Annotated in this window: 21 protein-coding genes and 1 pseudogene; 13 read left to right on the top strand and 9 right to left on the bottom strand. The window is 72.3% G+C overall.

Features of this window, described 5'->3' with window-relative positions:
- Nucleotides 1-640 precede the first annotated feature (640 nt).
- Together K7G61_RS26020 and K7G61_RS26015 are read right to left on the bottom strand one after the other, a co-directional pair.
- Nucleotides 641-862: an RICIN domain-containing protein gene (locus K7G61_RS26020; RefSeq protein ID WP_225849406.1), complete on the bottom strand. Its 222-nt coding sequence runs from the start codon at nt 860-862 to the stop codon at nt 641-643.
- Between the two features lie 724 nt (nt 863-1,586).
- Entirely contained in the window at nt 1,587-2,798 is a 1,212-nt protein-coding gene (locus K7G61_RS26015) for an ROK family transcriptional regulator (RefSeq protein WP_225849405.1), read from the bottom strand.
- A gap of 775 nt (nt 2,799-3,573) precedes the next feature.
- On the opposite strand from K7G61_RS26015, the gene K7G61_RS26010 reads away from it, so the two are divergent.
- On the top strand, nt 3,574-3,810 hold the full coding sequence (locus K7G61_RS26010) for a hypothetical protein (protein ID WP_225849404.1): 237 nt from the start codon (nt 3,574-3,576) through the stop codon (nt 3,808-3,810).
- Between the two features lie 392 nt (nt 3,811-4,202).
- Nucleotides 4,203-5,465 carry an MFS transporter gene (locus K7G61_RS26005; protein ID WP_225849403.1) on the top strand — a complete coding sequence of 421 codons (1,263 nt, stop codon included), beginning with the start codon at nt 4,203-4,205 and terminating at the stop codon, nt 5,463-5,465.
- Nucleotides 5,466-5,477: 12 nt separating this feature from the next.
- On the opposite strand, the gene K7G61_RS26000 is transcribed toward K7G61_RS26005, so the two are convergent.
- Genes K7G61_RS26000 through K7G61_RS25990 form a run of 3 tightly spaced genes read right to left on the bottom strand, consistent with a single transcriptional unit; the run spans nt 5,478 to nt 7,435 of the window.
- Nucleotides 5,478-6,971, bottom strand: coding sequence for a pectinesterase family protein (locus tag K7G61_RS26000; protein WP_225849402.1), 1,494 nt, complete (start codon nt 6,969-6,971; stop codon nt 5,478-5,480).
- 36 nt (nt 6,972-7,007) lie between these two features.
- The gene (locus K7G61_RS25995; RefSeq protein ID WP_308190704.1) at nt 7,008-7,274 is read right to left on the bottom strand and encodes a GDSL-type esterase/lipase family protein; all 267 of its coding nucleotides are present in this window, start codon (nt 7,272-7,274) and stop codon (nt 7,008-7,010) included.
- Nucleotides 7,271-7,435: a hypothetical protein gene (locus K7G61_RS25990; RefSeq protein ID WP_225849417.1), complete on the bottom strand. Its 165-nt coding sequence runs from the start codon at nt 7,433-7,435 to the stop codon at nt 7,271-7,273. The genes K7G61_RS25995 and K7G61_RS25990 overlap by 4 nt, the downstream gene beginning before the upstream one ends.
- 421 nt (nt 7,436-7,856) lie before the next feature.
- Here K7G61_RS25990 and K7G61_RS25985 point away from each other — a divergent pair, with 421 nt between their 5' ends.
- The gene (locus tag K7G61_RS25985; protein ID WP_225849401.1) at nt 7,857-9,350 is read left to right on the top strand and encodes a glycoside hydrolase family 28 protein; all 1,494 of its coding nucleotides are present in this window, start codon (nt 7,857-7,859) and stop codon (nt 9,348-9,350) included.
- Between the two features lie 444 nt (nt 9,351-9,794).
- On the opposite strand, the gene K7G61_RS25980 is transcribed toward K7G61_RS25985, so the two are convergent.
- Nucleotides 9,795-10,340 (bottom strand): DUF1697 domain-containing protein, encoded by a 546-nt coding sequence (locus K7G61_RS25980; protein ID WP_225849400.1) that lies wholly within the window; start codon nt 10,338-10,340, stop codon nt 9,795-9,797.
- 263 nt (nt 10,341-10,603) lie between these two features.
- Here K7G61_RS25980 and K7G61_RS25975 point away from each other — a divergent pair, with 263 nt between their 5' ends.
- From K7G61_RS25975 to argF, 9 genes are all read left to right on the top strand, one after another.
- Nucleotides 10,604-11,797, top strand: a complete 1,194-nt coding sequence (locus tag K7G61_RS25975) for an AAA family ATPase (protein WP_225849399.1) — start codon at nt 10,604-10,606, stop codon at nt 11,795-11,797.
- 95 nt (nt 11,798-11,892) lie between these two features.
- Complete coding sequence (locus K7G61_RS25970) at nt 11,893-12,324, top strand: nucleotide pyrophosphohydrolase (RefSeq protein WP_308190703.1); 432 nt, start codon at nt 11,893-11,895, stop codon at nt 12,322-12,324.
- 133 nt (nt 12,325-12,457) lie between these two features.
- Complete coding sequence (locus K7G61_RS25965) at nt 12,458-12,919, top strand: DUF6099 family protein (RefSeq protein ID WP_225849398.1); 462 nt, start codon at nt 12,458-12,460, stop codon at nt 12,917-12,919.
- A gap of 33 nt (nt 12,920-12,952) precedes the next feature.
- A complete protein-coding gene (locus tag K7G61_RS25960; protein WP_225849397.1) occupies nt 12,953-13,876 on the top strand; it encodes an LLM class F420-dependent oxidoreductase in 924 nt (307 codons plus the stop codon).
- A gap of 7 nt (nt 13,877-13,883) precedes the next feature.
- Nucleotides 13,884-14,777 (top strand): homocysteine S-methyltransferase, encoded by an 894-nt coding sequence (gene mmuM / locus K7G61_RS25955; protein ID WP_225849396.1) that lies wholly within the window; start codon nt 13,884-13,886, stop codon nt 14,775-14,777.
- A gap of 160 nt (nt 14,778-14,937) precedes the next feature.
- Complete coding sequence (locus K7G61_RS25950; RefSeq protein WP_225849395.1) at nt 14,938-16,542, top strand: 3' terminal RNA ribose 2'-O-methyltransferase Hen1; 1,605 nt, start codon at nt 14,938-14,940, stop codon at nt 16,540-16,542.
- Entirely contained in the window at nt 16,539-19,115 is a 2,577-nt protein-coding gene (locus K7G61_RS25945; protein ID WP_225849394.1) for a polynucleotide kinase-phosphatase, read from the top strand. The genes K7G61_RS25950 and K7G61_RS25945 overlap by 4 nt, the downstream gene beginning before the upstream one ends.
- Nucleotides 19,116-19,265: 150 nt before the next feature.
- The gene (locus K7G61_RS25940; RefSeq protein WP_225849393.1) at nt 19,266-20,489 is read left to right on the top strand and encodes an arginine deiminase; all 1,224 of its coding nucleotides are present in this window, start codon (nt 19,266-19,268) and stop codon (nt 20,487-20,489) included.
- Nucleotides 20,490-20,607: 118 nt separating this feature from the next.
- Nucleotides 20,608-21,606, top strand: coding sequence for an ornithine carbamoyltransferase (argF, locus tag K7G61_RS25935; protein WP_225849392.1), 999 nt, complete (start codon nt 20,608-20,610; stop codon nt 21,604-21,606).
- 98 nt (nt 21,607-21,704) lie between these two features.
- Here the strand turns inward: argF and K7G61_RS25930 are convergent, their stop codons facing one another.
- From K7G61_RS25930 to K7G61_RS25925, 3 genes and pseudogenes are all read right to left on the bottom strand, one after another.
- A complete protein-coding gene (locus K7G61_RS25930; RefSeq protein ID WP_374204236.1) occupies nt 21,705-23,345 on the bottom strand; it encodes a glycoside hydrolase 43 family protein in 1,641 nt (546 codons plus the stop codon).
- Nucleotides 23,322-23,645 (bottom strand): annotated as a pseudogene (locus tag K7G61_RS37370) (cellulose binding domain-containing protein); the annotation flags it as partial. The gene K7G61_RS25930 and the pseudogene K7G61_RS37370, both read right to left, overlap by 24 nt.
- Before the next feature lie 514 nt (nt 23,646-24,159).
- The gene (locus K7G61_RS25925; protein ID WP_225849391.1) at nt 24,160-24,627 is read right to left on the bottom strand and encodes a hypothetical protein; all 468 of its coding nucleotides are present in this window, start codon (nt 24,625-24,627) and stop codon (nt 24,160-24,162) included.
- 98 nt (nt 24,628-24,725) lie between these two features.
- On the opposite strand from K7G61_RS25925, the gene K7G61_RS25920 reads away from it, so the two are divergent.
- Entirely contained in the window at nt 24,726-25,331 is a 606-nt protein-coding gene (locus K7G61_RS25920; RefSeq protein ID WP_225849390.1) for a dihydrofolate reductase family protein, read from the top strand.
- Nucleotides 25,332-25,409: the final 78 nt, after the last annotated feature.

Raw genomic sequence — 25,409 nt, 5'->3', positions numbered from 1 at the left:
ATTGCCCGGCGCCACACTCACCTGCGCCGTCGCGAACGGACCCTTCGACGCCGCCACACTGGCCAACGTCGGATCAGGACCCCGCTGATACGGGTTGCCCGCCGCCGAGGCCGCCGGCTGGATGGCCAGCAGCGTCGCGACCAGTCCCGCCAGAGCGATCATGACGGCGACGACGGACCTGATCCGACGCCCTCCCGAGCCGGTACCGGCCCCGCGCGAGGCGGCACCCTCGGGTGCCGCCAGGGGCAATTCTGGTTGTCGCATTACGTGACTCCTTCTGTACGGGACCTCCCGCCCGGCGACAGGCGCCGCGGATGGTCGCCGGCCGGTCCGGACGGCGCTGGTCGCCGCCGCACGCGAACGGGCGGGGGGTCGTGGGGGGAACCGCGGGACCGCGGTGGGAATCCACAGCGATCCGCTACTGCCCGGAACGAGGCGCGCTCCGGTGCTCGGCCGGGGGGAAGAGCGGGGACCTCGGCGCCGTCGCACCCTCCACTCGCAGGGAGGCTGGAGTCGCGCGACGTCGGCGGTGTACGCCGAGGTCCCCCCGGCCCGCCCGCCCGGGGTGCCTTCCGGCGCGACCGGGCGGTGGGGCGGGCCGGAAAGGCGGGCGGAGCGCCCAACCCCCCGGCGGGTCAGCTCACTTGAACGACCAGTGCTGGTTGCCGCCGCCGCCCGAGTCCCAGACCTCGACCCGCGTGCCGTTGGCGGTCTGCCCGCCCGGCGTGTCCAGCGCCCGGCCGCAATCCACGCCGACCGGCGTGTACGGGCCGTCGCTGCTGAGGGAGACCCGCCGGCGCTGGTTGGCGCCACTGGCGGCCGCTGCCGGCCGCGGCGGCGCCGAGCGTGCTTCCCGCGGCATGGGCCGCCGGGTCGGCGACCGCCGCCAGGACCGTCTCCGCGACCATGTCGGCCGCTGCCGTCAACGCCTTGCGGGCATGGGGCTCTTCACTGAGCCAACGCATGAAGGATCATTCTCCTAGCGCCAGTGGGGGGATGTCTGACCGTCGGGTGCGGGGCCGACGGTCCAGCGTCATGAGAACGTGCCCTCACCAGGCCGTCCGGGCAGTGGGGGCTCGGGCGGCTCGGCGCGGTAGGACTGCACCTGTGGTCCTTTTCAGGGAAACAGCAGTTCACTCGCGTCGTGGGTCGCCGGTAGGGGCACCGGGCCGCCTGCCGGACAAGACGGCCGGGCGGAGTCCGACACCGAACTCGACTGATCAGAAGGGGGAGCGGCCCTCCGTTCTGTTAGCGCTAACGCCACCGCGGGCGGCTGCCGACCCGGCTGATGCGCGGAGTTGAGATGGGACGTCACTGGACACAGAACGGTGCCCCCAGTGCCGACCCCCTGTCAAGGCTGCTGCGCGAGCCGCTCGGTGAATGGCCGAACGCGGACGGTGGGCCGGCGGGCCGGGTCCGCCGGGGCCGGGCGCATACGACGACGAACGTCCGCCCACCCGTGTCCGCACCACTGTGCGGGACCGTCCGGTGTCCACCGCGCCGGGCGGGGCGCTCAGCCCGTTGCGGACCGGCACGAGCACAGGCACGTCCCGGTACGGTCCACCGAGGCCGCTTTCGGGTCCGGTTCAGCGGTGGGCGGCGGCCGGCGGCGCGGGGCGGGGCGAGCCGCCCAGGCGGGGGGTCGCGTGCAGGACGGTCGCGATCGCGCCCAGCGCGACCGCCCGTTCGCCGAGTTGGCCCCGGCAGACCTGCACGTGCGCACCGGCGAACGGCAGGGCGTCGCGGTCGAGGGCGTTGCGTAACGACGGGAGCATGATGTCGCAGGCGGCGGCCAGTTCGCCGCCGACGATCACCCGGTCGGGGTTGAACAGGTTGCAGATGGTCGCCATGGCGGCGCCGATCCGCTGGCCCGCGTCGGCCAGTACGCGGGCGCAGGCCCGGTCGCCCGCCAGCGCCAGCGCGACCACGTCGTGTTTTGTCAGGGTGGTGTCGTATTGGGTGCGGAGCTGGCTGATCAGCGCCGGCAGGCTGACGTAGTTCTCCAGGCAGCCGCGGTTGCCGCAGCGGCACACCTGCCCGGCCGGGTCGACGGTCAGGTGCCCGAGCTCGGCCGCGGTGCCGCAGGCACCCCGGAAGATCCGGCCACCGAGCACGAAGCCGGCCCCGACCCCCGTCCCGAGCTTGATGTACGCGGCGACCTGCGCTCCTTGCCCCGCGCCCCAGGTGACCTCGGCGAGCGCGCCAAGGTTGCCGACGTTGTCGACGAGTACGGGCAGGCCGAGCCGCCGGGCCAGTTCCTCGGCCGGGCGCAGGCCCACCCAGCTCGGCGCGATGCTCGACGCCCCGACGGCGCCCGTGAGCGCGTTCACCGGGCCGGGCACACCCGCTCCGACGCCGATGACCTTGGCCCGGTCCACCCCTGAGGCGGCGAGCGTCTCCTCGGCCATCCCGGCCGCGGTCGTCAGCGCGTGGTGCGCGTCGTGGTCCCTGACCAGGGTCCGGGTGTTCTCGGCCAGCACCGTGTGGGCCAGGTCGGCGACGATCACGCGCACATGGGTGTGGCCGAAGTCGATACCGACCACGAACCCGGCCGTGGGGTTGAGGGTGAGCAGGGTTCCCGGCCGGCCCTGCCGGGGCAGGCCGCCCGCGGCGGTGGTGCCGCCGGGCTCGATGACAAGGCCCTCGTGGTGGAGCGCGGCGACCACGTTCGAGACGGTCGCGCGGGACAGGCCCAGCGACCGGGCGAGGTCGGCCCGGGTCAGCGCGCCGCGGGTGCGGAGCAGTTCGATGACCCGTTCCCGGCTCCCGGTCCGCGTCGCCGCGATGCGCAGTTGCACAGGTGCTGTCCAACACCGCTGTCACAGGGCGGCAAGGGGCTCACGGAACGGTGCGACCGCGTCCGGCCGGTTTCTGCCCGGCCTCCGGGGCGCCGGCCCGGAGCGGGGCCGGCACCGGGCTGGCGCCCCCGACGGTGCCCCCGGAGGCGTCGCCTCTGGTGCGAGCGCCGGAACACCGCTCGTAATGTCGTCGGGTTGACAATATTCGACGGTCGTTCGACGAATGAATGCCACTTTCCGGGCTAATTTGTTCACTATATTGACGCCCGGAGCGGGGGGCTTCACCATCGGGCATGCGGACGCGCGATCGGATGGTCGCGGACCGTATCCGATGAGCGCGGTGTTCGCTTCGTATCCCCCCACCCGCCCAAGGGCGTGCGCTTATGACCCAGGTTCGGCCTCCCGGCCGACGCTCCTTGTTAACGCTAACATTCGCGCTTGTCCTTATGCCACGGCCACTCACCCGCGGGTCCTGGTGCCCCGGTGCGGCCGGTTCGCCCCTGCCCGTGCGCGACGCGCGTGGCGACGAGCGCGGCCCCGCCGTGCCTCCCGCCGGCCCGCGGGGCGCCGGGCAGACCGGTACCGCTGACAGCCCGGTCACGGCCCACCGATCATCACGAAGGAGCGACACCTCTACGACTACTTCACCGGGACCGGCCGCCTGGTCCGGGCCGGTGTCACGTACTCCGACAACGTCGGCACCAACGGCTCCCACTACGAGGTCGCGCCCGTCGGTTCGTCCGGCATCGCCTTCCTCGGCGACGCCGGCAAGTTCGTGTCCAACGGCGACAAGCGCATCGCGCACCTGTCCGACTACGGCACGGTCAACGCCACCGTCGCCTTCGCGGGCGACGAGCACACGGTGACCGTCCACGGCCGCGCGCCGTCAGCGCCGACGGTGATCGCGAACGACGGCCCGGTCGGATCGGTGAGCTGCAACTCGACGACCCACCTGTTCAGCGTGCCGGTCAACGCCGGCAGCGACCACAACGCCGTCATCGCGCTGAAGTAACGGAAGCGACCGGCGTCGCGGTACGGACGGCCGGGCCGGATCCCGTCGCGATCCGGTCCGGCCCGCGCTTGATCCGCGGCCCGCGTGCCGGTCGCGTGTCACCCGCGCGCCGGTCGCGTGCCGCCTGCCGCCCGTGACCCGGATACCGTCCCGGCCGGCTGCGAGCCTGCGCTAACCTGCGCCTATGGTGGCTTCCGCGGTACGTGACGCCTTTCCCCTCACCCACCACGCGGAGTGCGCGGCGGTGCTGGAGCGGGCCGCCGAGGCCTCCTGACGCGCGGGTTCCCACGGTGCGCGGGATTACGGGAGGCGCGGTGTGGCGGCGCGCGCGACGGCGGCGGCCTCCTGCCGGAACGGCGGTGCGGGGACCGGACGCGAGCCCGGGTCCCGGGATGTCCGCGTGGCGGTTCGTGGCGGCGTTCGGCGCCGTCAGCCTGCTGATGGACTTCGTCTACGAGGGCGCCCGTTCGGTCACGGGACCGCTGCTGGCCCGTCTGGGGGCGTCCGCGCTGGTCGTCGGCGTGGTCACCGGGGCGGGTGAGGCGGCGGCGCTGGGCCTGCGACTGGTGTCGGGGCCGCTGGCCGACCGGACCCGGCGGTTCTGGGCGTGGACGGTCGCCGGGTACGCGCTGACCGTGGCGACCGTGCCCTTCCTCGGCCTCGCCGGGACACTGTGGGTCGCCTGCGCGCTGGTCGTGGCCGAACGGGTGGCGAAGGCGGTGCGCTCGCCGGCCAAGGACACGCTGCTGTCGCACGCCACCGCCGCCACCGGCCGGGGGCGGGGTTTCGCCGTGCACGAGGCGATGGACCAGGTCGGCGCCCTGATCGGCCCGCTGACCGTGGCCGGCGTCCTCGCGGCGACCGGCGACGACTACGCACCGGCGCTGGGCGTGCTGGCCGCGCCCGGAGTGGCCGCGCTCGCCCTGCTGGTCCGGCTCCGCGCCAAGGTGCCGGACCCGGCGGCGTACGAGGCGTCCCGGACACCCGGGACGCCTGAGACACCCGGGACGCCTGAGACACCCAGGGCGCCTGAGGCTCGGCCGCCCGATGCTCCGCCCGGGACGGGCGGCGGCTCGGCGGGCTCCGGCGCGCCCCGCGGCGCGCGGCCGCGGCTGCCGCGTGCCTTCTGGGTCTACGCGGCGTTCAGCGGCGTCACGACGGCCGGCTTCGCCACCTTCGGCGTGCTGTCCTTCCACCTCGTGCGGCGCCACCTCGTCCCCATCGCGCTGGTGCCGGTGGTGTACGCCGCGGCCATGGCCGCGGACGCGCTGGCCGCGCTGGTCACCGGCTGGTTCTACGACCGGGCAGGCGCACGCGCCATGGCCGCGCTGCCGGTGCTGGCCGCCGCCGCGCCCGCCCTGGCGTTCACCGACACGGTCGCGCTCGCCGTCCTGGGCGCGCTCGTGTGGGGCGCGGCGGTCGGCATCCAGGAGTCCACCTTGCGCGCGGTGGTCGCCGACCTGGTGCCCGCGGGCCGCCGGGCCACCGCGTACGGGATCGTCGCCGGCGTGCTCGGGGCGGGCAGCCTGGCCGGCGGCGCCCTGACCGGCGCCCTGTACGACTACTCCGTACCCGTCCTCGTCACGGCCGTCGCCGCGATCCAGGCCGCCGCCCTCGTCCTCCTCGTCACCGCGCACGGCGGACCCCGCGCCTGACGCGGCGGCCCTTCAGCGCCGCTCGGGGTCCCAGCCGGACAGCACCGTCCTGGGGTCGCTCCACAGGGCCGCCTGGCCGGACGTCAGCCGGCCGGAGCAGGAGAGCCGGGCGGCGGTGTCCAGAGGCGCGCCGTCCAGGTCGGTGGAGCCGTACTCCAGGAACCGCAGGTCGGAAGCCTGTGAGCAGTCGGCGTGGTCGAGCTTCCACCCGGCGGGCGCGATGTGCGGGCCCATCGCGGTGTCGATGAACAGCACCTGGCTGTAGGGGTAGACGGTCGGGTCGATCCTGCCCAGGTAGACCGACCCGGCGGGTACGGTGTCGGCGGCGGTGAGGCGGTCGCGCAGGAAGACGTAGCCCGGGTGGGTGGCGTCGTTGCGGACCTGGGTCACGTAGCCGGCGTGCAGGGACCTCAGTTCGCTGTCCTGGATCAGCGCCGAGCCGACGCCCCACGTGAAGTCGACGTCGCCCTCGATGTAGCTGTCGGTGACGAACCCGCGGCCCTGCAGACGCAGTGTGTCCTGGTAGGACAGCAGCCGTACGCGGTCCAGCACGATCCGGTCGGCGTTGCCGCGGAACGCCTCGGCCTGCGAGCCGCCGTACGCGGTGGTGTTGTGCAAGGTCAGGTCGTGGAGCCGGAAATCGTCGGCCTCCACGTTGAACGACCCTCGCCAGCAGTTGTTGTCGTCGTGGCCGGGGATCCTCTGACGCGGGCAGATGCCCACGGCGTGCGCGCTGTTGAAGGTGTTGTTGTTGTCGTACTCCAGCACGGTGGCGCCCGGGTCGCGGCCCGTGCCCTCGACGGTGAGGTGCGGCTTGCCGGCCGGCACCCAGTCCAGTTCCGTGTACGTGCCGGGGCGCACCCGGATGGTGTGGGGGACCGCCGTGCCGGCCGGCACGGCGTCGATGGCTCCCTGCACGGTGCAGTAGTCGGCGTGTCCGGCCGCGTCGACGGTGAGGGTCCGGCCGACGGGCAGCCGCGAGCGGACACGGAAGCTCCAACTGACGGGCGCGGTCAGGGCGGTGACCACGCCGGGGCCGACGGTGACCCGGTAGCGGTGTCCTTCGGCGAGTGTGCGGTGCAGGTGGATGGCGGCGGTGTCGCCGTCGACGGTGACCGGGTGGTAGCTGAACTCGTGCGCCGTGCCGTCGGCGTTCACCGCGCCGCCGATGGTCCGCTGGTACGAGGCGGGGTCGGCCAGGTCGACGCGGTCGGCGACTTCACCGGTGGCGGTGTCGGTGACCGTCACCGTGCCCGTGCCGCCCACGGCCGGGGTGGTGCCCGGCACGGTCAGGATCAGGGCGGTGTCGGGGCAGACGTCCCGGGCGGAGGGGCTCTGGACGCCGACGCGCACGCCCGCGTCCGTGAGGTGGGCGGAGGAGGCGGGGGCGGCGGAAGCGGAAGCGGGGGCGGTGGCGGCGGTGGCGGCGGCCAGGGAGGTGGCGGCGGGGCCGGCGGTGGCGAGGACCGCGGCGGTCAGCGCCGCGGCGGTGGCGAGACGTGGCATGGGCGGGTCTCCTCGGGGAGTCGGTGGAACGTGGTCTCAGGACCCGGAGCGGACCAGATCCAGGGCGACCGCGCCGGCCGTCGCCCGGTAGCCCGCGTCGTCGGGGTGCAGCCCGTCGCCGCTGTCGTACGCGGGAAGGATCCTGTCCGGGACGTCGGGGTCGCGGACCGCCCGGTCGAAGTCGACGACCCCGTCGAACGCCCCGCTGGAACGGATCCAGGCGTTGACCTCAGCCCGCGTCCGCTCCGCGGTCGGCGTGTCGTATTTCGAGCCGCCGATCGGCAGCAGCGTGCCGCCGATCACGCGGCGGCGTGGGCCGGACCGCCGAGTGCGGTGGGGAGCACGGTGGGGAGCAGGAGGCCGGCGGCCAGGGACACGGTGGCCGGCACGCGGCCGGCGAGCCGGGGGCGCGGGGCAGAGCGGTACGCCACATGGGCTACCTCCAGGGTCGGCAGCGCGACCATACATCGTGTATGACGCTTCGTATATGACATGAGCGTGCGGTAGTGCGACGGAAGTGAGAAGAGGTCAGGCGTGCCCGGGTGAGGGGCTCGTGGCCGGCCTGAACGAGGGCGCGCCGGTGTGCCGGACTCGGGAGGGCGCTACGGCGTACCCGGGGGTCCGTGGTTCGTGGCGTCCGGACTCTTGACGGCCGCGTGCGGCGCCCCTAGCTTGCTGGGGCGTCAGATATGAGATCTCGTATACCGGAACGCGCCGCGGTCAGGTCTCCGCGGGAGCGGTCCTCCCCGGCCCGTGACCGTACGTCCGCACATCTGCCGCGGGCCGCCGTACTCCCGACCTTCCACCCCTGTTCCCCGGGACGACCACCCCCCACCTGCCCGCGCTCCCCGCGGGCGGCAGTCGCGACCTGAAGGAGCACGACAGATGACTCGCACGCAGCGGAACCCCCGCCGCCGTACCTCGGGTGCCCGGACCAGGCTGGCCGCCGTCGGTGTGGCCGCCGCCCTCGCGGGGACGGGGGCGCTGGTGGCGAACGCCCCCTCGGCCTCGGCCGCCTCCGTGCCGCCGTTGGCCACCGGCGACACCCGCACCGTGACCGAGCCGCAAGTCCCGACCACCGTGTGCGCCACGCTGTCGAGCGGGTTGCAGATGGCCAACCGGATGTCCTCGTCGGACAAGGAGGCGGCGCCGCCCGACACCTCGCGTATCCAGGCCGCGCTGGACTCCTGCCGGCGCAGTTCCGGGCAGGTCGCGGTCGAACTCGTCGCGGGCGATTCCACGCACGCCGCCTTCCTCACCGGCCCGCTGACCGTCCACGAGGGCGAGGTGCTGCTGCTCGACAGCGGGGTGACCCTCTACGGTTCGCTCAACCCGGCCACATATCAGGTCAGCGGAAAGCCGACCTGCGGCACGGTGAACACGGACTCCGGCGGCTGCAAGCCGCTGATCACCGTGTCCGGCGCCAACGCCGGTGTGGAGGCCGTCCGTTCGAGCAGCGGTGGCCAGGGCAGGATCGACGGCCGCGGCGACCTGGCCATGGTGGGCACCTCGACCACGTGGTGGGGACTGGCCGCCCAGGCCAAGAGCGCGGGCAAGAAGCAGAACAACCCGCGCATGATCCAGGCCAACAGCTCCGACAACTTCACCCTGTACGACATCGACCTCATCAACGCCCCCAACTTCCACGTCTACTACAACGGCAACGGCTTCACCGCCTGGGGCGTGCGGATCAAGACCCCGGCGACCGCGGGCAACACCGACGGCATCGACCCGGCCGGCGCCACCAACGTCACCATCGCCGACTCCTACATCCAGGACGGTGACGACGGCATCGCCATCAAGGGCGGTTCGGCCGCCAGCAGCAACATCACCGTCAAGGACAGCCACTTCTACGGAACCCACGGCATCTCCATCGGCTCCGAGACCAACAGCGGCGTCAGCAACGTCCTCGTCGAGAACAACACCATCATCGGCACCGACAGCGACGGTCACACCGGGGGCAGCATCAACGGCATCCGGATCAAGTCCTCCCCGGCCAACGGCGGCACCGTCCAGCGCGTCACCTATGACAACACCTGCCTTACGAAGATCAAGTACCCGCTGATCTTCGACACCCATTACTCCAACGGCACCGGCTCCTACGTCCCGTACTTCACCGACATCGTGGTCAACGGCCTCAAGGCCACCAGTTCCGTCTCCGGCGCCACGTCGACGTTCGTCGGCCTCGACTCCGGCCACCCGCTGGGCCTGACCCTGGAGAACGTCAGCCTGGACGCCACCGCCTACACCGCCTCGTACGCCAATATCGGCCTCTACAACAGCGGCATCACTCCCTCGGGTACCGGCGTCACCACCACCTCCGTCTCCGGAACCGGCTCGGTCCCGTCCTGCTCCTTCCCGTCCTTCCCGGCCCTGTGACCTCTCCGCCCCCACCCCTCACCGGCGGGCCTCACCGGGCCGCGGATCCCGGTGGGCGGCCTCCGAAGCGGCGGGCGACCTCCGAAGCGGGGCGCGGGCGGCGCGCGCGGCCCGCGCCCGCGTGAGACGGTGGGAGGACCCGGGGGTCCACCCACGACTCGGAGGCGCACCCGCGAGGAGGACCGAGATGAGGGCGCTGGAGACGATCGGATTCTCGCTGGCCGTGATCATCATCGTTGTCGCCCTCCTGCTCTTCCTGATGGGCGGCCCGAACTACCCGCGGCACCGTTAGCCGGCCCGGCGAAACCCGCCCGCAAGGCCTGGCCCACCCGGCCGGGCGGGGCCCGGCACGACCCGCCTTGGCCGCCCGGCCGGGTGAGGCGCCGGCACGACCGCCCGCCCTGGCTCGCCCGCCGCGGCGGCCCGGCGTGGGCAGTACAGCGGTCAGCCTGCGCTGAGCTCGACCAGCTTGCCGACCGTGTTCCAGTTGCGGGACGTGGCCGTCATGCCCAGCCAGCGGTCGGTGAACAGCCCCGCCAGCCTGGAGTCGCGGATCGTGTCGGGAAAGTGGGCGTAGATCTCCCGCTCACCCGCCCGGAAGGTGTCGGGCGCGTACGCCTCCGGGTCGATGGTCGCCAGCCGGTCCAGCGGCGGCGGGCCGGACAGGAAGACGACCAGGAAACGCGATCCGTCGATCCCCTCCATCGGGAAGGGGTTCGCCTCCGCCACGCGGCGCAAGTCCGTGCCCGAGCGCACCAGGCAGGCGATCGTGAGGCCGAGCTCCTCCGCGATGGCCTGCTGCAGATCGCCGGCGATCCGCAGCGGGTCCTCCTCCTCGTGCGTGAACACGGCATTGCCCGACTGGAGGTGGGTGCGCGCGTCGGTGGCTCCGACACGCGCCAGCAACTCGCGCAGAGTCTGCATCGGCAGCCTGTTGGCGCGGCCGACGTTGATTCCGCGCAGCAAGGCGACATATCTGGTGCTGGTCACGTCACAACCGTAGCGAGCGGCACTGACAGCCGGCGGCATAGCGAACGGGCCGCGACACACCCCGCCCGGGCGGCACGGACGGCGGTCGGGTACGGCCCCGGAAGGCCGCTCGCCGTGAGTGTCGCCTGCGGCCGCGGTGCGGACACGGTCGCATCGGTTTTCTCTCCGGTGGCCGCCCGGTTCATGCATCATGTCCCTCTTTCGGGCGATGCTTGCTCCGCTTGAACGGTTCTTCGCGTGTGCCGCTGGCTATTTTCGCGCCCATGAACACCCCCCACGACCGGCCGGCTGTCACCGAACTGCGCTTGTCGGCCTTCAAATCGCACCGCGGCGCCACCTTCGCGCTCGACCCGCTGACCCTCCTCGGCGGGCCCAGCGGCAGCGGCAAGTCGAGCGTTCTGGAAGCACTGGCCTCGTTGGGACGACTGGCCTGCGGGGCGGAGCTGGAGGAAGCGTTCGGGGCAGTCCGAGGGGGCGCCGTCGCGTGCGTGCCGCAGAGCGCCCGGCCCGACGCCCAGGGCCGGCGCGGGTTCCGCATCGGCTGCACGGTCACCGGTCCCGTCGGTCCGGTCCGGCTCGACATCGCCGTCCAGACCGAGCCGGCCCTGCGTATCGTCGGTGAGCGGCTCACCGGCGGCGGCGAGACTCTGCTGACCACGGCGCTCAGGGACCCGTCCCGGTCCACGGTCCAGGCCGCCTGGCACACCGCCGGTGTCGTGCCGGTCACGCGCGCCCCGCTGCCCGACGACCGCCTGGCCACCGCGCTGCTGCCCCTGCGCGTGTCGGGACGTACCGACGGCCAGCGGCTGGTCCTCGCCGCGGCCGAGCAGGTCGTGGTGGCGCTGCGCGGCATCTTCCCCGTGGCCCCGCGCCCGGAGCTGATGCGCGGGCCCGTACCGCTCGGCGACGGGCGCTTGCGCACCGCCTGCGACAACCTCCCGGCCGTACTCGCCAGGACCGAGGGCGAATGTGCCACCCGGCACGCGGCGCTGGTCAACGCGGTGCGCGAGGTGTGCAGCGGGCCCGTCGAGGGTCTGACCACCCTGCCCGCCGTGCTGCCCGGGGACGGGCGCGGCCCGCCGGTCGAAGCGGTGATCGCCGCTGTGGATCGCGGGCCGCTGGGCACCGTCCCGGTGGACCGTCTGGGCGACGGGGAACTGCGTTTCCTCGCCCTGGCCTTGGTACTGCTCACCGGGCCCGGTGTGCTCGATGTCGACACCAGTACGGAACTGCTGCCGGCCGGCCAGGTGCTGACCGTGCTCGGGGACGGTCTCGATCTCGGCCTCGACAGGCGTCAGACGCGCGAACTGCTCCGGCTCGCCGTCCTGGCCGGCGCCCGTGGGCACATCCGCCTGGTGGGGACCGTTCAGGACGTCTCCTGCGCGGAAGGCATGGGCGGTATCAGGGTCACCGGGCTCGGCGCGGATCACGAGGATGCGGTAGACCAGTCGGGGTGACGGACGGAACGGAACGTACAGCGAAAACGCGAGGACCGGGACCGGGACCGGGGTCGGCACCGGAACCGGGAATGGGGTCGGCACCGGAACCGGGAATGGGGTCGGGACGGGGCGCCGAGCCCGGTACCGGCTCCGGCCGCGAACCCGGCCTCAGCCCCGGCTCTGACCAGAGGGCCGCCGAGCGCCCGGACCTGGCGGCTCTGCAGCGTCGGCTCGCCGAATTCGCGGCGGTCCGGCGCTGGCAGCCGTACCACACCCCGAAGAACCTGGCGGTTGCGCTGAGTGTCGAGGCCTCGGAGCTGCTGGAGATCTTCCAGTGGATGACGCCGGAGCAGGCCGCGGCGGTCATGGACGACGAGACCGCGGCCCACCGGGTCCGGGACGAGGTCGCGGACGTGATGGCCTATCTCCTGCAGTTCTGCGAGGTGCTCGGCATCGACGTGCTGACCGCGCTGGCGGCGAAGATCGACCGCAATGAGCTGCGGTTTCCCCGGCCGATGGACGGCGCGGACGCTTCCTCCGAGTGAGTCGCCCGGAAACCGCGGACGGAGTTATCCACAGGCTCGCGGACATCGCTCCCGCCACCCCGCGAAGATCTGTCACTCTGGGTGATGTCAGCGGTGACGCAGGGTCGCCGCGATGGAACCGGGAGGTACGGACATGGACGCGGCACGCCTGGTGGCGCGGGCCGAGGAGGCGCTGCGCCGCGATCGGCGACCGGAGACTGTCGTCGCCGAGGCCTGGCAGGCGTACGAGCTGACGGAAGCGGTGGGCCGACTGCTGACGGCGGACCGGGACGGCCACGCGAAGGCGGACACCGGACCAGGGGAGTCGGTGGCCGGGGCGGACCACGCATGGCCCGTGGTGCGCGCGGGCCCCGCCCTCGCGGGAGTGGCCGCGGACGCGAGTCCACCGAGGGTGGTGCGGCTGACCTCGGTGCGTGACCCGGCCGGCACGTTGCACGCGCTGCGTGTGCTGCTGGGCGAGATCGGGCTCGCCCTGGTGGACATGGCGTGCACGGCCGAGGACGAGGCGGCGTACTGGCTGTGCATCGAGGCGCTGGACGCCGTGGACGACGCGAAGGACCGGGTGCGGGAGCTGAGCGGGGCGACCCCGCGGTGACCAGGGAGTCCGACGTACGGGCAGGATGGGGGGATGGAGCTACGAATCTTCACCGAGCCCCAGCAAGGGGCGAGCTACGACACGCTGCTGGCTGTGGCCAAGGCCACCGAGGACCTTGGCTTCGACGCCTTCTTCCGATCCGACCACTACCTCGTCATGGGCGACTCGGACGGCCTGCCAGGACCCACGGACGCGTGGGTCACCCTGGCCGGGCTCGCCCGGGAGACCAGCAGGATCAAGCTGGGCACGCTCATGACGGCGGCCACCTTCCGGCTGCCGGGCGTGCTGGCCATCCAGGTCGCGCAGGTGGACCAGATGTCGGGCGGGCGCGTGGAGTTCGGGCTCGGCGCGGGCTGGTACGAAGCGGAGCACTCCGCGTACGGCATCCCCTTCCCCAAGGAGAAGTTCGGCCGCCTGGAGGAACAGCTCGCCGTCGTCACCGGCCTCTGGTCGACTCCGGTGGGCCAGACCTTCGACTTCGACGGGAAGTTCTACCAGCTGAAGGACTCGCCCGGACTGCCGAAGCCCGCGCAGGCGAAGGTGCCGCTGATCATCGGGGGCCTCGGCGCCAAGCGGACCCCGGCGCTGGCGGCGCGGTACGCGGACGAGTTCAACCTGCCGTTCGTCTCGCTGGAGGACACCGCCTCGGCGATCGGCAGGGTGCGCGAGGCCCTCCAGGCCACCGGGCGCCCGGCCGACGAGATGGTGTACTCCAACGCCCTGGTGGCCGTGGTCGGCAGGGACGACGCGGAAGTCGCCCGCCGCGCGGCGGCGATCGGCCGGGACGTGGCGGAGCTGAAGGCCAACGGGCTGGCGGGTACGCCGGCCGAGGTCGTGGACAAGATCGGGCGGTACGCCGAGCTGGGCTCCACCCGCTTCTACCTCCAGGTCCTCGACCTGTCGGACCTGGACCACCTGGAGCTGATCTCCTCGAAGGTCCAGGCGCAGCTCGGGTGAGCGCGCGATGACCGGACCCGCGCTCCCCTCGGACCGTGCGCTGGTGCTGGACGGCGGGCTGTCCAACCAGCTCGCCGACCAGGGCTGCGACCTGTCCGACGTCCTGTGGTCGGCACGGCTGCTGGCCGATGCCCCGGCCCAGATCGAGGCGGCGCACACCGCCTACGTCCGGGCGGGAGCGCGGGTATTGATCACGGCGAGTTACCAAGCGACGTACGAAGGCTTCGCCCACCGCGGAGTCGGGAGAAAGGAGGCGACAGCCCTCATCCAGAGCAGTGTCACCCTTGCCCGCCGGGCGGCGGCCGGGCAGCCGGGGGTGCGGGTCGCCGCGTCCGTGGGGCCCTACGGTGCGATGCTCGCCGACGGCAGCGAGTACCGGGGACGCTACGGCAGGACAGTCCGCGAGCTGGAGCGTTTCCACCGTCCTCGCATCGAGGCACTGGCGGCGGCCGGGCCGGACTTCCTCGCCTTGGAGACCGTGCCCGACACCGATGAGGCCGAGGCGATGCTCCGCGCGGTGGAGGCCACGGGGGCGGGCGTGCCCGTGTGGCTCTCCTACACCGTCGAGGGCGGCCGGACGCGCGCCGGCCAGCCCTTGCCGGAGGCCTTCGCTCTCGCCGCGGACAGTCCGGACGTGGTCGCCGTGGGGGTCAACTGCTGCGCCCCCGCCGAGGCGGATCACGCGGTGGAGGTCGCCGCGGAGATCACCGGCAAGCCGGTCGTGGTCTACCCGAACAGCGGCGAAACCTGGGACGCGGGCGCCCGCCGGTGGCACGGTGGCGCGGCCTTCGACCCGGACCGCGTGACCGCCTGGCAGGCCGCCGGCGCCCGGCTGATCGGCGGCTGCTGCCGAGTCGGTCCGCGCGACATCGCCCGCATCGCGGCTGCCTTGGCCGAGTAGGCCCCGCCCCGCCGCCCCGCCGCCCCGCCGCCCCGCCGCCCCGCCGCCCCGCCGCCCCGCCGCCCCGCCGCCCCGCCGCCCCGCCGTGCCGGTGCCGGCGGGCGCGGGGATGCCCGGAAATGCTTGGTCGCCGCCGTGCCCGGCCGGAGATACTCGGTCGGTGTTCCTGACGATAACCACCACAGGTGGCAGCGCGGCCCGGCCCGCCACGGACCTCGGGTTCCTGCTGCACAAGCATCCGGACAAGGCACAGACGTTCAGCACGTCCTACGGCGGCGCGCATGTGTTCTACCCCGAGGCGTCGGCCGAGCGGACGACCGCGGCGCTGCTGCTGGAGGTCGATCCCTCCGCCCTGCTGCGCCGGGGGAAGGGCAAGGGCCGTGGCGGGGTGCCGGACGCGGCGCTGGCGCAGTACGTGAACGACCGGCCGTACGCCGCGTCCTCGCTGCTGGCGGTCGCGCTGCGGACCGTGTTCTCCAGCGCCCTGCGCGGTGAGTGCCGCGCCATGCCGGAACGGGCCGAGGAGCCGCTGCCGCTCACGATCGAGGTGCCCGTACTGCCCGCGAAGGGCGGCCCCGCCCTGGTGGCGCGGCTGTTCGAGCCGCTCGGCTGGCGGGTGGCGGCGGAGCCGGTGGCGCTGGACGAGCGGTTCCCGGAGTGGGGCGAGTCGCGGTACGTGCGCCTGACCCTGGACGGTGAGTTGCGGCTGGCCCATGCCCTGCGGCACCTGTACGTCCTGCTGCCGGTGCTGGACGACGCCAAGCACTACTGGGTCTCGCCCGACGAGGTCGACAAGCTGCTGCGCTTCGGCGAGGGCTGGCTGCCCGCGCACCCCGAGCAGAAGCTGATCACCAGCCGTTACCTGTCCCGCCGTTGGTCGCTGACCCGGCAGGCGATGGAGCGGCTGGAGCTCGCGCGGCTCGCAGAATCCGACGACGTCGAGGTCGAGGAACTGGACAACGCCGTCGCGGCCGAGGCGCCCGAGGGCGCGGAGGGGGAGCGCCCGACCCCGCTGGCCGTCCAGCGGCGCGAGGCGATCCTCGCCGAGCTGCGCGCCCGCGGGGCCGCGCGCGTGCTCGACATGGGCTGCGGGCAGGGCCAGTTGACCGCGGCGATGCTGAAGGAGACCCGGTTCACCGAGGTCGTCGGGGTGGACGTCTCCGTACGGGCCCTGGACATCGCGGCGCGCCGGCTGCGGCTGGACCGGCTCGGCGAGCGGCAGTCCGCCAGGGTCCGGCTGCTGCAGGGCTCGCTGACGTACACCGACGCTCGCCTCAAGGGGTACGACGCGGCCGTGCTCAGCGAGGTCGTCGAGCACGTCGACCCGCCGCGGCTGCCCGCCCTGGAGTACGCGGTGTTCGGCGCGGCCCGCCCCCGTACCGTCGTCGTGACCACCCCCAACGCCGAGTACAACGTGCGCTGGGAGACGCTGCCCGCCGGGCACGTGCGGCACGCGGACCACCGCTTCGAGTGGAACCGCGCCGAGTTCGCCGACTGGGCCCGCGCGGTGGCCGAACGGCACGGGTACGGGGTCGGGCTCGTGCCCGTCGGCCCCGAGGACCCCGAGGTGGGGCCGCCCACCCAGATGGCGGTCTTCACCCTCGCCCCGGCCGGCGGCCCCGGCCGCCACGACACGGGCACGACCGCGGGCACGAACGCGGACGACCCCGCCGACGAGCCCGCTGCCAACCCCGCGGACACGACCACGGGCACGACCGCGGGCACGACCACGGACACCGAGAAGGACCAGGAGGCGGCGGCATGACCACGAGTACCACCAGCACGACGAGCACCGCGGCCGCTCCCCGCACCCTCGCCGTCACCGACCTGTCCCTCGTCGTGCTGATCGGCGCCACCGGGTCGGGCAAGTCGACGTTCGCCGCACGCCACTTCAAGCCGACCGAGGTCATCTCCTCCGACTTCTGCCGCGCCCTGGTCAGCGACGACGAGAACGACCAGAGCGCCACCGGCGACGCCTTCGACGTCCTGCACTACATCGCGGGCAAGCGGCTCGCGGCCGGCCGCCGTACCGTCGTCGACGCCACCAGCGTGCAGCCCGAGAGCCGCAAGTCGCTGATCAAGCTGGCCCGCGAGCACGACGTGCTGCCGATCGCGATCGTCCTGGACGTTCCCGAGCAGGTCTGCGCCGAGCGCAACGCCACCCGTCCCGACCGCGCCGGCCTGCCCCGCCACGTCATCCAGCGCCACCAGCGCGAGCTGCGGCGTTCGCTGCGAGGGCTGGAGCGCGAGGGCTTCCGCAAGGTGCACATCCTGCGCGGCACCGCCGAGATCGACGCCGCCGAGGTGGTGACCGAGCGCCGCTACAACGACCTGACCCACCTCACCGGCCCCTTCGACATCATCGGCGACGTCCACGGCTGCTCGGCGGAGCTGGAGCGCCTGCTGGCCGAGCTGGGGTACGAGGACGGCGAGCACCCGCGCGGCCGGACCGCCGTGTTCCTCGGCGACCTGGTCGACCGCGGCCCGGACAGCCCCGGCGTGCTGCGCCGCGTCATGGGCATGGTCGCGGCGGGCACCGCCCTGTGCGTGCCCGGCAACCATGAGAACAAGCTCGCCCGCCACCTCAAGGGCCGCTCGGTGCAGCACACGCACGGCCTGGCCGAGACCGTCGAGCAGTTTGAGCGGGAGCAGGCGCTGGACCCGGAGTTCCGCGACCGGGTCGCGTCCTTCATCGACGGCCTGGTCAGCCACTACGTCCTGGACGGCGGCAAGCTGGTGGTCTGCCACGCCGGCCTGCCCGAGAAGTACCACGGCCGTACGTCCGGCCGGGTCCGCTCGCACGCCCTGTACGGGGACACCACCGGCGAGACCGACGAGTTCGGCCTGCCCGTGCGCTACCCGTGGGCCGAGGACTACCGGGGCCGCGCCGCCGTCGTCTACGGCCACACCCCCGTGCACACCGCCTCCTGGATCAACAACACCATCTGCCTGGACACCGGCGCGGTCTTCGGCGGCAAGCTGACCGCGCTGCGCTGGCCGGAGCGCGAACTGGTCGAGGTGCCGGCCGAGCGGGTCTGGTACGAGCCGGCGAAGCCGCTGCTCACGGAGGCGCCCGGCGGCCGCGAGGGGCGCCCGCTGGACCTCGCCGATGTCGCGGGGCGCCGGATCGTGGAGACCTCCCTGATGGGCCGGCTCGCCGTGCGCGAGGAGAACGCGGCCGCCGCTCTGGAGGTGATGAGCCGTTTCGCGATCGACCCGCGCCTGCTGGCCTACCTGCCGCCGACCATGGCGCCGTGCGCGACCTCCCAGCAGGACGGCTACCTGGAGCACCCCCTGGAGGCGTTCGCCGCCTACCGCGAGGACGGGGTGCGCCAGGTGGTGTGCGAGGAGAAGCACATGGGCTCGCGCGCGGTCGCCCTGGTGTGCCGGGACGAGGCCGCGGCGGGCAAGCGGTTCGGTACGCACGGGGCGACCGGCGCGCTGCACACCCGTACCGGACGGCCGTTCTTCGACGACCCCGCCGTCACGGAGGAGGTGCTCGCCCGGGTCCGGCGGGCGGTCACGGCCGCCGGGCTGTGGGAGGAGCTGGAGACCGACTGGCTGCTGCTCGACGCCGAGCTGCTGCCCTGGTCGCTCAAGGCGTCCGGGCTGCTGCGCAAGCAGTACGCGGCGGTCGGGGCGGCCGCCGGTTCCGTCTTCCCGCCCGCCCTCGCCGCCCTGGAGGCAGCCGCGGGCCGGGGGAGCGACGTGGCCGCGCTGCTGGACCGGCAGCGGGAGCGCGCGGCGGACGCCGCGGCCTTCACGGAGGCGTACCGCCGCTACTGCTGGACCACCGACGGCCTGGACGGAGTGCGCCTGGCGCCCTTCCAGATCCTCGCCGCCGAAGGCCGCGCCCTGGCCGCCCTCCCGCACGACCGGCAGCTCGCCCTCATCGACCGCCTCGTCGCCGCCGACCCGTCGGGGATGCTGCGCGAGACCGGCCGCCTCGTGGTGGACACGGCCGACGAGGACTCCGTGGCGGCGGGTGTGCGCTGGTGGCTCGACCTCACCGAGGCCGGCGGCGAGGGCATGGTCGTCAAGCCCCTGGCCGCGCTCGTGCGGGCCGAGGGCGGCCGCCGGCTGGTGCAGCCCGGCATCAAGTGCCGGGGCCGGGAGTACCTGCGGATCATCTACGGACCCGAGTACACCCGGCCCGAGCACCTGGCGCGGCTGCGCTCCCGGTTCCTGGGGCACAAGCGCTCCCTGGCGCTGCGCGAGTACGCCCTCGGCCTGGAGGCGCTCGACCGCCTGGCCGCGGGCGAACCCCTGTGGCGCGTCCACGAGGCGGTCTTCGCCGTCCTCGCGCTGGAGTCCGAGCCGGTCGACCCCCGGCTGTGAGATCACGCAACCGTGAGATCACGCAACCGTGAGATCACGCGACCGCGCGGGCCGGTGATCCGCGAGTCCGCCTCCCGGCAGCCGCCGCCGGGAGGCAGACTGGTGGACAGGCACCGTTGGCCCGGGTCCGGCGTGGGAAGGTCTTCTCTCATGGGATTTCACGTCGACTCCGAGGCCGGGCGGCTGCGCCGCGTCATACTGCACCGCCCGGACCTCGAACTGAAGCGGCTCACCCCCAGCAACAAGGACGCCCTGCTCTTCGACGACCTGCTGTGGGTGCGCAGGGCGCGGGCCGAGCACGACGGGTTCGCCGACGTGCTGCGCGACCGCGGGATCGAGGTGCACCTCTTCGGGGACCTGCTGCGCGAATCCCTTCTCGTGCCGCAGGCCAGGGACCTGGTGCTCGACCGGGTCTTCGACGAGAAGGAGTACGGCCCGCTGGCCACCGGGCACCTGCGGGCCGCGTTCGACGAGCTGGACGCCGCCGAGCTGACCGAGGCGCTGGTCGGCGGGATGACCAAACGGGAGTTCCTCGAACTGTTCGCCGAGCCGGTCTCCGTCCGCTTCCACGCCATGGACCTCGACGACTTCCTGCTGGCCCCGCTCCCCAACCACCTTTTCACCCGCGACACCTCGGCCTGGGTCTACGACGGGGTGAGCATCAACGCCATGCGCTGGCCCGCCCGGCAGCGCGAGACCGTCCACTTCGAGGCGATCTACCAGCACCACCCGCTGTTCGCCGCAGGCGGCTTCCACATCTGGTCCGAGGGCCAGGCCGCCTACCCCTCGACCATCGAGGGCGGCGACGTCCTGGTCATCGGCAAGGGCGCGGTGCTGATCGGGATGAGCGAGCGCACCACACCGCAGGCGGTGGAGATGCTCGCCCGCGGGCTGTTCGAGGCCGGCTCCGCGCAGACCATCGTGGCCCTGGACATGCCCAAGGGCAGGGCGTTCATGCACCTGGACACGGTGATGACGATGGTCGACGGCGACACCTTCACCCAGTACGCGGGCCTGGGCATGCTGCGCTCGTACACCATCCAGCCGGGTGCGGCCGGCGGCGAGCTGAAGGTCACCGACCACCCGCCCGAGCACATGCACCGGGCCATCGCGGCCGCGCTCGGCCTGGACGCGATCACCGTGCTCACCGCCACCCAGGACGTGCACTCCGCCGAGCGCGAGCAGTGGGACGACGGGTGCAACGTGCTGGCCGTGGAGCCGGGAGTGGTGGTGGCCTACGAGCGGAACGCGACGACCAACACGTTCCTGCGCAAGCGCGGCATCGAGGTGATCGAGATCCCCGGCAGCGAACTGGGCCGCGGCAGAGGCGGGCCGCGCTGCATGACCTGTCCCATCGAGCGGGACGCGGTGTGAGGAGGAGCACTGGTGACGGCGGGGGCGGCGCGAAGAAGGGACTGTATAACAATGCTGGAGTTCGTATAGAGTTCCAGAGTTCTGAGCAGCCGTACCCGTCACACCGAGGAGTTCCGCGATGGCCGTCGACCTCAAGGGCCGGCACTTCCTGAAGGAGCTGGACTTCACACCCGAGGAGTTCCGCCACTTCGTCGAACTGGCCGCGGAGCTGAAAGCGGCGAAGCGAGCCGGGACCGAGCAGCCGCGGCTCACCGGCCGCACCATCGCGCTGGTCTTCGAGAAGACCTCCACCCGGACGCGGTGCGCCTTCGAGGTCGCCGCCGCCGACCAGGGCGCCCGCACCACGTACCTCGACCCCGCGGGCTCGCAGCTGGGGCACAAGGAGTCGGTCAAGGACACCGCCCGGGTGCTGGGCCGGATGTTCGACGGCATCCAGTACCGGGGCCACGGCCAGGCCGTCGTCGAGGAACTGGCCGCGCACGCCGGGGTGCCGGTCTGGAACGGCCTCACCGACGAGTGGCACCCCACCCAGATGCTCGCCGACATCCTGACGATGACCGAGCACAACCCGCGGCCGGTGGAGGAGATCTCGTACGCCTTCCTCGGCGACGCGCGCTCCAACATGGGCAACTCCCTGTTCGTGACCGGCGCGCTGCTCGGCATGGACGTCCGCGTCGCCGCCCCGCGCAGCCTGTGGCCGGCCTCCTCGGTCGTCGCCGACGCGCGGCGGCTGTCCGAGACCACCGGGGCGCGCCTCACCCTCACCGAGGACGTCGAGGAAGCGGTGGCCGGCGCCGACCACGTGCACACCGACGTCTGGGTCTCCATGGGCGAGCCCAAGCAGGTGTGGGACGAGCGGATCGAGCTGCTCAAGCCGTACGCGGTCACGTCGGCCGTCATGCGCGCCACCGGCAAGCCCGAGTCGACCTTCCTGCACTGCCTGCCCGCGTTCCACGACCTGGGCACCGCCGTGGGCCGCGAGATCCACGCCCAGTACGGCCTGGACTACCTGGAGGTCTCCGACGAGGTCTTCGAGTCCGAGCGCTCGGTCGTCTTCGACCAGGCGGAGAACCGGCTCCACACGATCAAGGCGGTTTTGGTGGCCACGCTGGCGTAGCCCGGGCTGCCGTACCGGCGGGTGTGTGCCTGACCGGCGCGGCCCGGGTCGCGCCGAGCCGGCCGGCAGCGCGGCGGCGCGCGCTGCCGGCCGTCGTGTCACGGCGTCGACAGCGTGAAGCGGTCGACCTTCACCGATCCGCCGAGTGCCTGGGTGGCGTAGTCGAAGACGGCGAAGCGGTAGCCGAGGAAGAACTGCCAGGAGTTGTCCAGCGTGAAGCCGGGACCGAGCGGGGTGAAGTTCACTCCGTCGGTGCTGTAGGAGAAGTGGCCCTGGTCATTGGATCCCGGCCTGATGTCGGCGCCGGCGCGCAGCCAGATCTTGCCGCCGCTGACGGACGCGGTGGCCTGCTGGGTGCCGGTGCTCGTGGTGTTCCACGAACTGTTCATGGTGACGTTGTTGGTCATCACCACCTTCGTGGCGCCGTTGTCCTTGGTGACACCTATCCACGCGGAGGAGTTGCGGAAGAGGGCGAGTCCGGCGCGGTCGCCGTCGCGCATGGTGCCGTAGTCCAGCTCGATCGTCGCGGTGGACGACGGTCCGAGGATGCGGTGGGTGAGGGTGTTGCGGGCCTGGTAGAGGTCATTGGTCACGGTCGCCGTCTGGAGCGTCAGACCGTTGCCTGCGGACCACTTGGTGTTGTCGGGGTTGTGGTTCCACTCCCACTGGGGGTCGAGCGTGCTCGCGCTGAAGGTGTCGGTGCCGGTGGGCGGCTTGGTCTGCTCCGGCGGCGCGGGCACGTTCGGGTACGGGTACGTGCTTCCCCAGGCATTGTTGACCTTCTGCAGCACGGGCCAGCCCTGGGAGTCGAACTTCACGGGCGCGAGGACGGGGATGCGGCCGCCGGGGTAGGCGTCGACGAAGGCCATGTAGTACCAGTCGCCGTTCGCGGTCTGCACCAGGCTGCCCTGGTGCGGCACGCCGCTGCCGGGCACCGGAGTGCCGATGTTCACCTCCAGCGGCTGCTCGGTGTAGGGGCCGAACGGGCCGTTGGTGGACTTCAGCACGTACTCGGAGTTGGCGGGGTGGTCGACCAGGATGTAGTAGTTCCCGTTGATCTTGTACATCCGGTTGCCCTCGGTGGAGCCGGTGCTGGAGGGATCGGTGAACACCGCCTGGGTGCGGACCTGGCTGAGTCCGTCGGCCGACAACTGGGCGACGTAGTGGGTGCCGCTGCCGTAGGCGACGTACATGCTGTCGTTGTCGTCGACCAGCAGGCCGTCGTCGTAGTAGCAGTTATTGATCACCGAGCGCTGCTTCCAGTCACCGGTGATCGAGGTGGACGTGTAGACGTAGGTCTTGTTGAAGTCGATGCAGCCGATCCAGTAGTAGGTGCCGTTGCTCTGGCGGTAGCGCAGCGACGAGGCCCAGATGCCGTGCACGTACGCCCGTCCGCCGTTCAGGTCGTACGTGGAGCCGAAGGGCAGGTCGGGTACGGCGTGGCCGATGGGCTCCCAGTGCACGAGGTCGTAGGAGCGCATGATCGGCGCGCCCGGCGACTGGTGGAAGGAGGAGGCGGAGTAGTAGTAGGCGTTGCCCTGCCGGAAGATGTCGTTGTCCGGGTAGTCCTCCCACAGCACGGGGTTGCTGAACGTGGCGGACGGCGGCCACGGCGTGGGAGTGCCGGTGGGTGTGTCCGTGGGGGTGTCGGTCGGGGTCCCGGTGGGGGTGTCCGTCGGGGTGCCGGTGGAGACGCCTCCCGTGCAGGTGGTGCCGTTGAGCGCGAAGTCGGTGGGCACCGGATTGCTGCTGTTGTTCCAGGTGCCGTTGAACCCGAAGGTCGCACTGCCGTTGGTCGCGATCGCGCCGTTGTACGACGCGTTGGTGACGGTGACGCCCGAGCCCGACTGGGTGTAGCTCCCGTTCCACAGCTGGGTGACGGTCTGCCCGGCACCGAACGACCAGGTCAGCTTCCAACTGCTGACCGGATCACCGAGATTGGTGACGGCCACGTTCGCGCCGAAACCGCCTCCCCACTGGCTGGAGACGGTATAGGTGACCTGGCAGCCCGCGGCGGCCTGGGCCGATGTGGCGGCCATGGCGCCCAGACCGGCGGCCGCGAGTGCCGTTACAACCCCGCCGACGAGCCATCGTCGGCGATCGACGATTTTCATTGGGACACGCTCCTGTGCTCGCGGGCCCGGCGAACACGGACATCTCGCCGTTCACCCGACGCTGATTGATGGGGTGTCTTGACGACGGATGGCGTCGCATCGAAGAGGGATGCTGACAGCGCGGCTGCCGGACCGCAAGGGTGTGATCTCGCGGGCGCGAGCCGAGAAGGTCCGGAGCGCGGAGTGTCCTCCCTGGTCAGAGGGAACGATGAAGGAGGGCATCGCTGCCGCCTGCGCAAGCAGCTCATCCAGATCGGCCGAGAACCGTAGTTGTGGCTCGAAAGCGATTACGGTCACTCGCGACGCCCGACATCCCATGTGCCGTCCGTCCGGCGCGGACGAGGCAAGGGCCGTCTCCGAAGCCTGGGGGTACGGGCACCTTTGGCCTCAACTCATCGGAAATGTGCACCAGGGGGCGGAGATTCGCCGTTCGTGTGGCTCATGCTGCCATTACTGTCCTGGCGTGACCGGATACGGTGGCTCGTGAGTTGTCGAAGCCGCGCAGAGCGGCTCGCGCCGCCTCGTGGAATCTCCGCCCCGACCTGAGCCCGTGGCGGTAACTCACGGTGAATTCGAGCACATCGCCGGTATCAGTGAAGAACAGGCACTTGTTGACGTCGTCGGTGGGCATGGCCAGGATGAATTCGCCGCGCGATGTGGCGCTGCTGTAAACGCCGTCAAGGCGCGGCATCGTCTTGGCGCCGGCCCGCCAGCTGTCGGAGTCGTGTCGCGGGTAGCCGCGCGCCACGAAGGTGCCGGGATCGGGCGGCACGCCGATGTATCCGAAGCTCCGGAACCGGCCCGGGGACAAGCCGGCGTAGCTTTCGTAACCGCAGGAAAGGCACTGGAGATCGCCGCACTCGAAGCGCACCAGTGGGACGCCGTGCATCACGTGCACCTCGGACATCTTCCAGTAGGGTGACGGCCCTGCCGCCGCCCCGCGCACGTTCCGCCGATGACTTTCCGGCGGCTGTGCCGTCTACCCGTCGACGGAAGGAGCGCACCATGCGCAAGATCATCGTTTGCACGTTCCTGACCCTGGACGGCGTCATGCAGGCCCCGGGCGGTCCGGACGAGGACGCCGAGAGCGGCTTCGAGCACGGCGGCTGGCAGAGGCCCGTGTCCGACGACGAGGTCGGCGCGGCCATTGCCGGCTGGTACGAGGACTCGGACGCGATGCTGCTCGGCCGCAAGACGTACGAGATCTTCGCGTCGTACTGGCCGACCGCGGACCCCGCCAACCCGTTCACCGAACGGATGAACAGCATGCACAAGTACGTGGCGTCCCGGACCCTGACCTCCGTCGAGTGGCAGAACTCCACGCTGCTGGAGGGCGACACCGTCGATGCCGTACGCAAGTTGAAAGCGTCCGACGGCGGCAGCATCAACGTCGTGGGCAGTGGCGACCTCGCCCAGACCCTCATGCGGCACGACCTCGTCGACGAGTACCGGCTGACCGTTCACCCGGTGATCATCGGCACCGGCAAGCGGCTGTTCGCCGACGGAGCGATCCCCACCGCACTGGTGCCGGTCAGCGTCTCGACGACGAAGGGCGGCACCGTCGTCGGCGTCTACCGGCCGAACGGCAGGCCCGACCACGACAGTTACTGACGCGACGGGGAGGCGGCCCGCCGCGAGCGCGAAGTCCCGGACGTGCCGCCGCCCCCTTTCCTGACCCGGTACACCGCA

Source organism: Streptomyces sp. HPF1205 (genome assembly GCF_020400825.1).
GTDB lineage: Bacteria > Actinomycetota > Actinomycetes > Streptomycetales > Streptomycetaceae > Actinacidiphila.
The sequence above is the reverse complement of the archived record's forward strand: the minus strand, read 5'-3'. Positions and strand labels throughout refer to the sequence as shown.

Bases quoted from the DNA above. Each gene is read 5' to 3' on its own strand.
- K7G61_RS26020 (WP_225849406.1), bottom strand. From the start codon at position 862: ATGCCGCGGGAAGCACGCTCGGCGCCGCCGCGGCCGGCAGCGGCCGCC.
- K7G61_RS26005 (WP_225849403.1), top strand. From the start codon at position 4,203: ATGTCCGCGTGGCGGTTCGTGGCGGCGTTCGGCGCCGTCAGCCTGCTG.
- K7G61_RS26000 (WP_225849402.1), bottom strand. From the start codon at position 6,971: ATGCCACGTCTCGCCACCGCCGCGGCGCTGACCGCCGCGGTCCTCGCC.
- K7G61_RS25990 (WP_225849417.1), bottom strand. From the start codon at position 7,435: ATGGTCGCGCTGCCGACCCTGGAGGTAGCCCATGTGGCGTACCGCTCT.
- K7G61_RS25985 (WP_225849401.1), top strand. From the start codon at position 7,857: ATGACTCGCACGCAGCGGAACCCCCGCCGCCGTACCTCGGGTGCCCGG.
- K7G61_RS25975 (WP_225849399.1), top strand. From the start codon at position 10,604: ATGAACACCCCCCACGACCGGCCGGCTGTCACCGAACTGCGCTTGTCG.
- K7G61_RS25970 (WP_308190703.1), top strand. From the start codon at position 11,893: ATGGGGTCGGGACGGGGCGCCGAGCCCGGTACCGGCTCCGGCCGCGAA.
- K7G61_RS25965 (WP_225849398.1), top strand. From the start codon at position 12,458: ATGGACGCGGCACGCCTGGTGGCGCGGGCCGAGGAGGCGCTGCGCCGC.
- K7G61_RS25960 (WP_225849397.1), top strand. From the start codon at position 12,953: ATGGAGCTACGAATCTTCACCGAGCCCCAGCAAGGGGCGAGCTACGAC.
- mmuM (WP_225849396.1), top strand. From the start codon at position 13,884: ATGACCGGACCCGCGCTCCCCTCGGACCGTGCGCTGGTGCTGGACGGC.
- K7G61_RS25945 (WP_225849394.1), top strand. From the start codon at position 16,539: ATGACCACGAGTACCACCAGCACGACGAGCACCGCGGCCGCTCCCCGC.
- K7G61_RS25940 (WP_225849393.1), top strand. From the start codon at position 19,266: ATGGGATTTCACGTCGACTCCGAGGCCGGGCGGCTGCGCCGCGTCATA.
- argF (WP_225849392.1), top strand. From the start codon at position 20,608: ATGGCCGTCGACCTCAAGGGCCGGCACTTCCTGAAGGAGCTGGACTTC.
- K7G61_RS25925 (WP_225849391.1), bottom strand. From the start codon at position 24,627: ATGTCCGAGGTGCACGTGATGCACGGCGTCCCACTGGTGCGCTTCGAG.
- K7G61_RS25920 (WP_225849390.1), top strand. From the start codon at position 24,726: ATGCGCAAGATCATCGTTTGCACGTTCCTGACCCTGGACGGCGTCATG.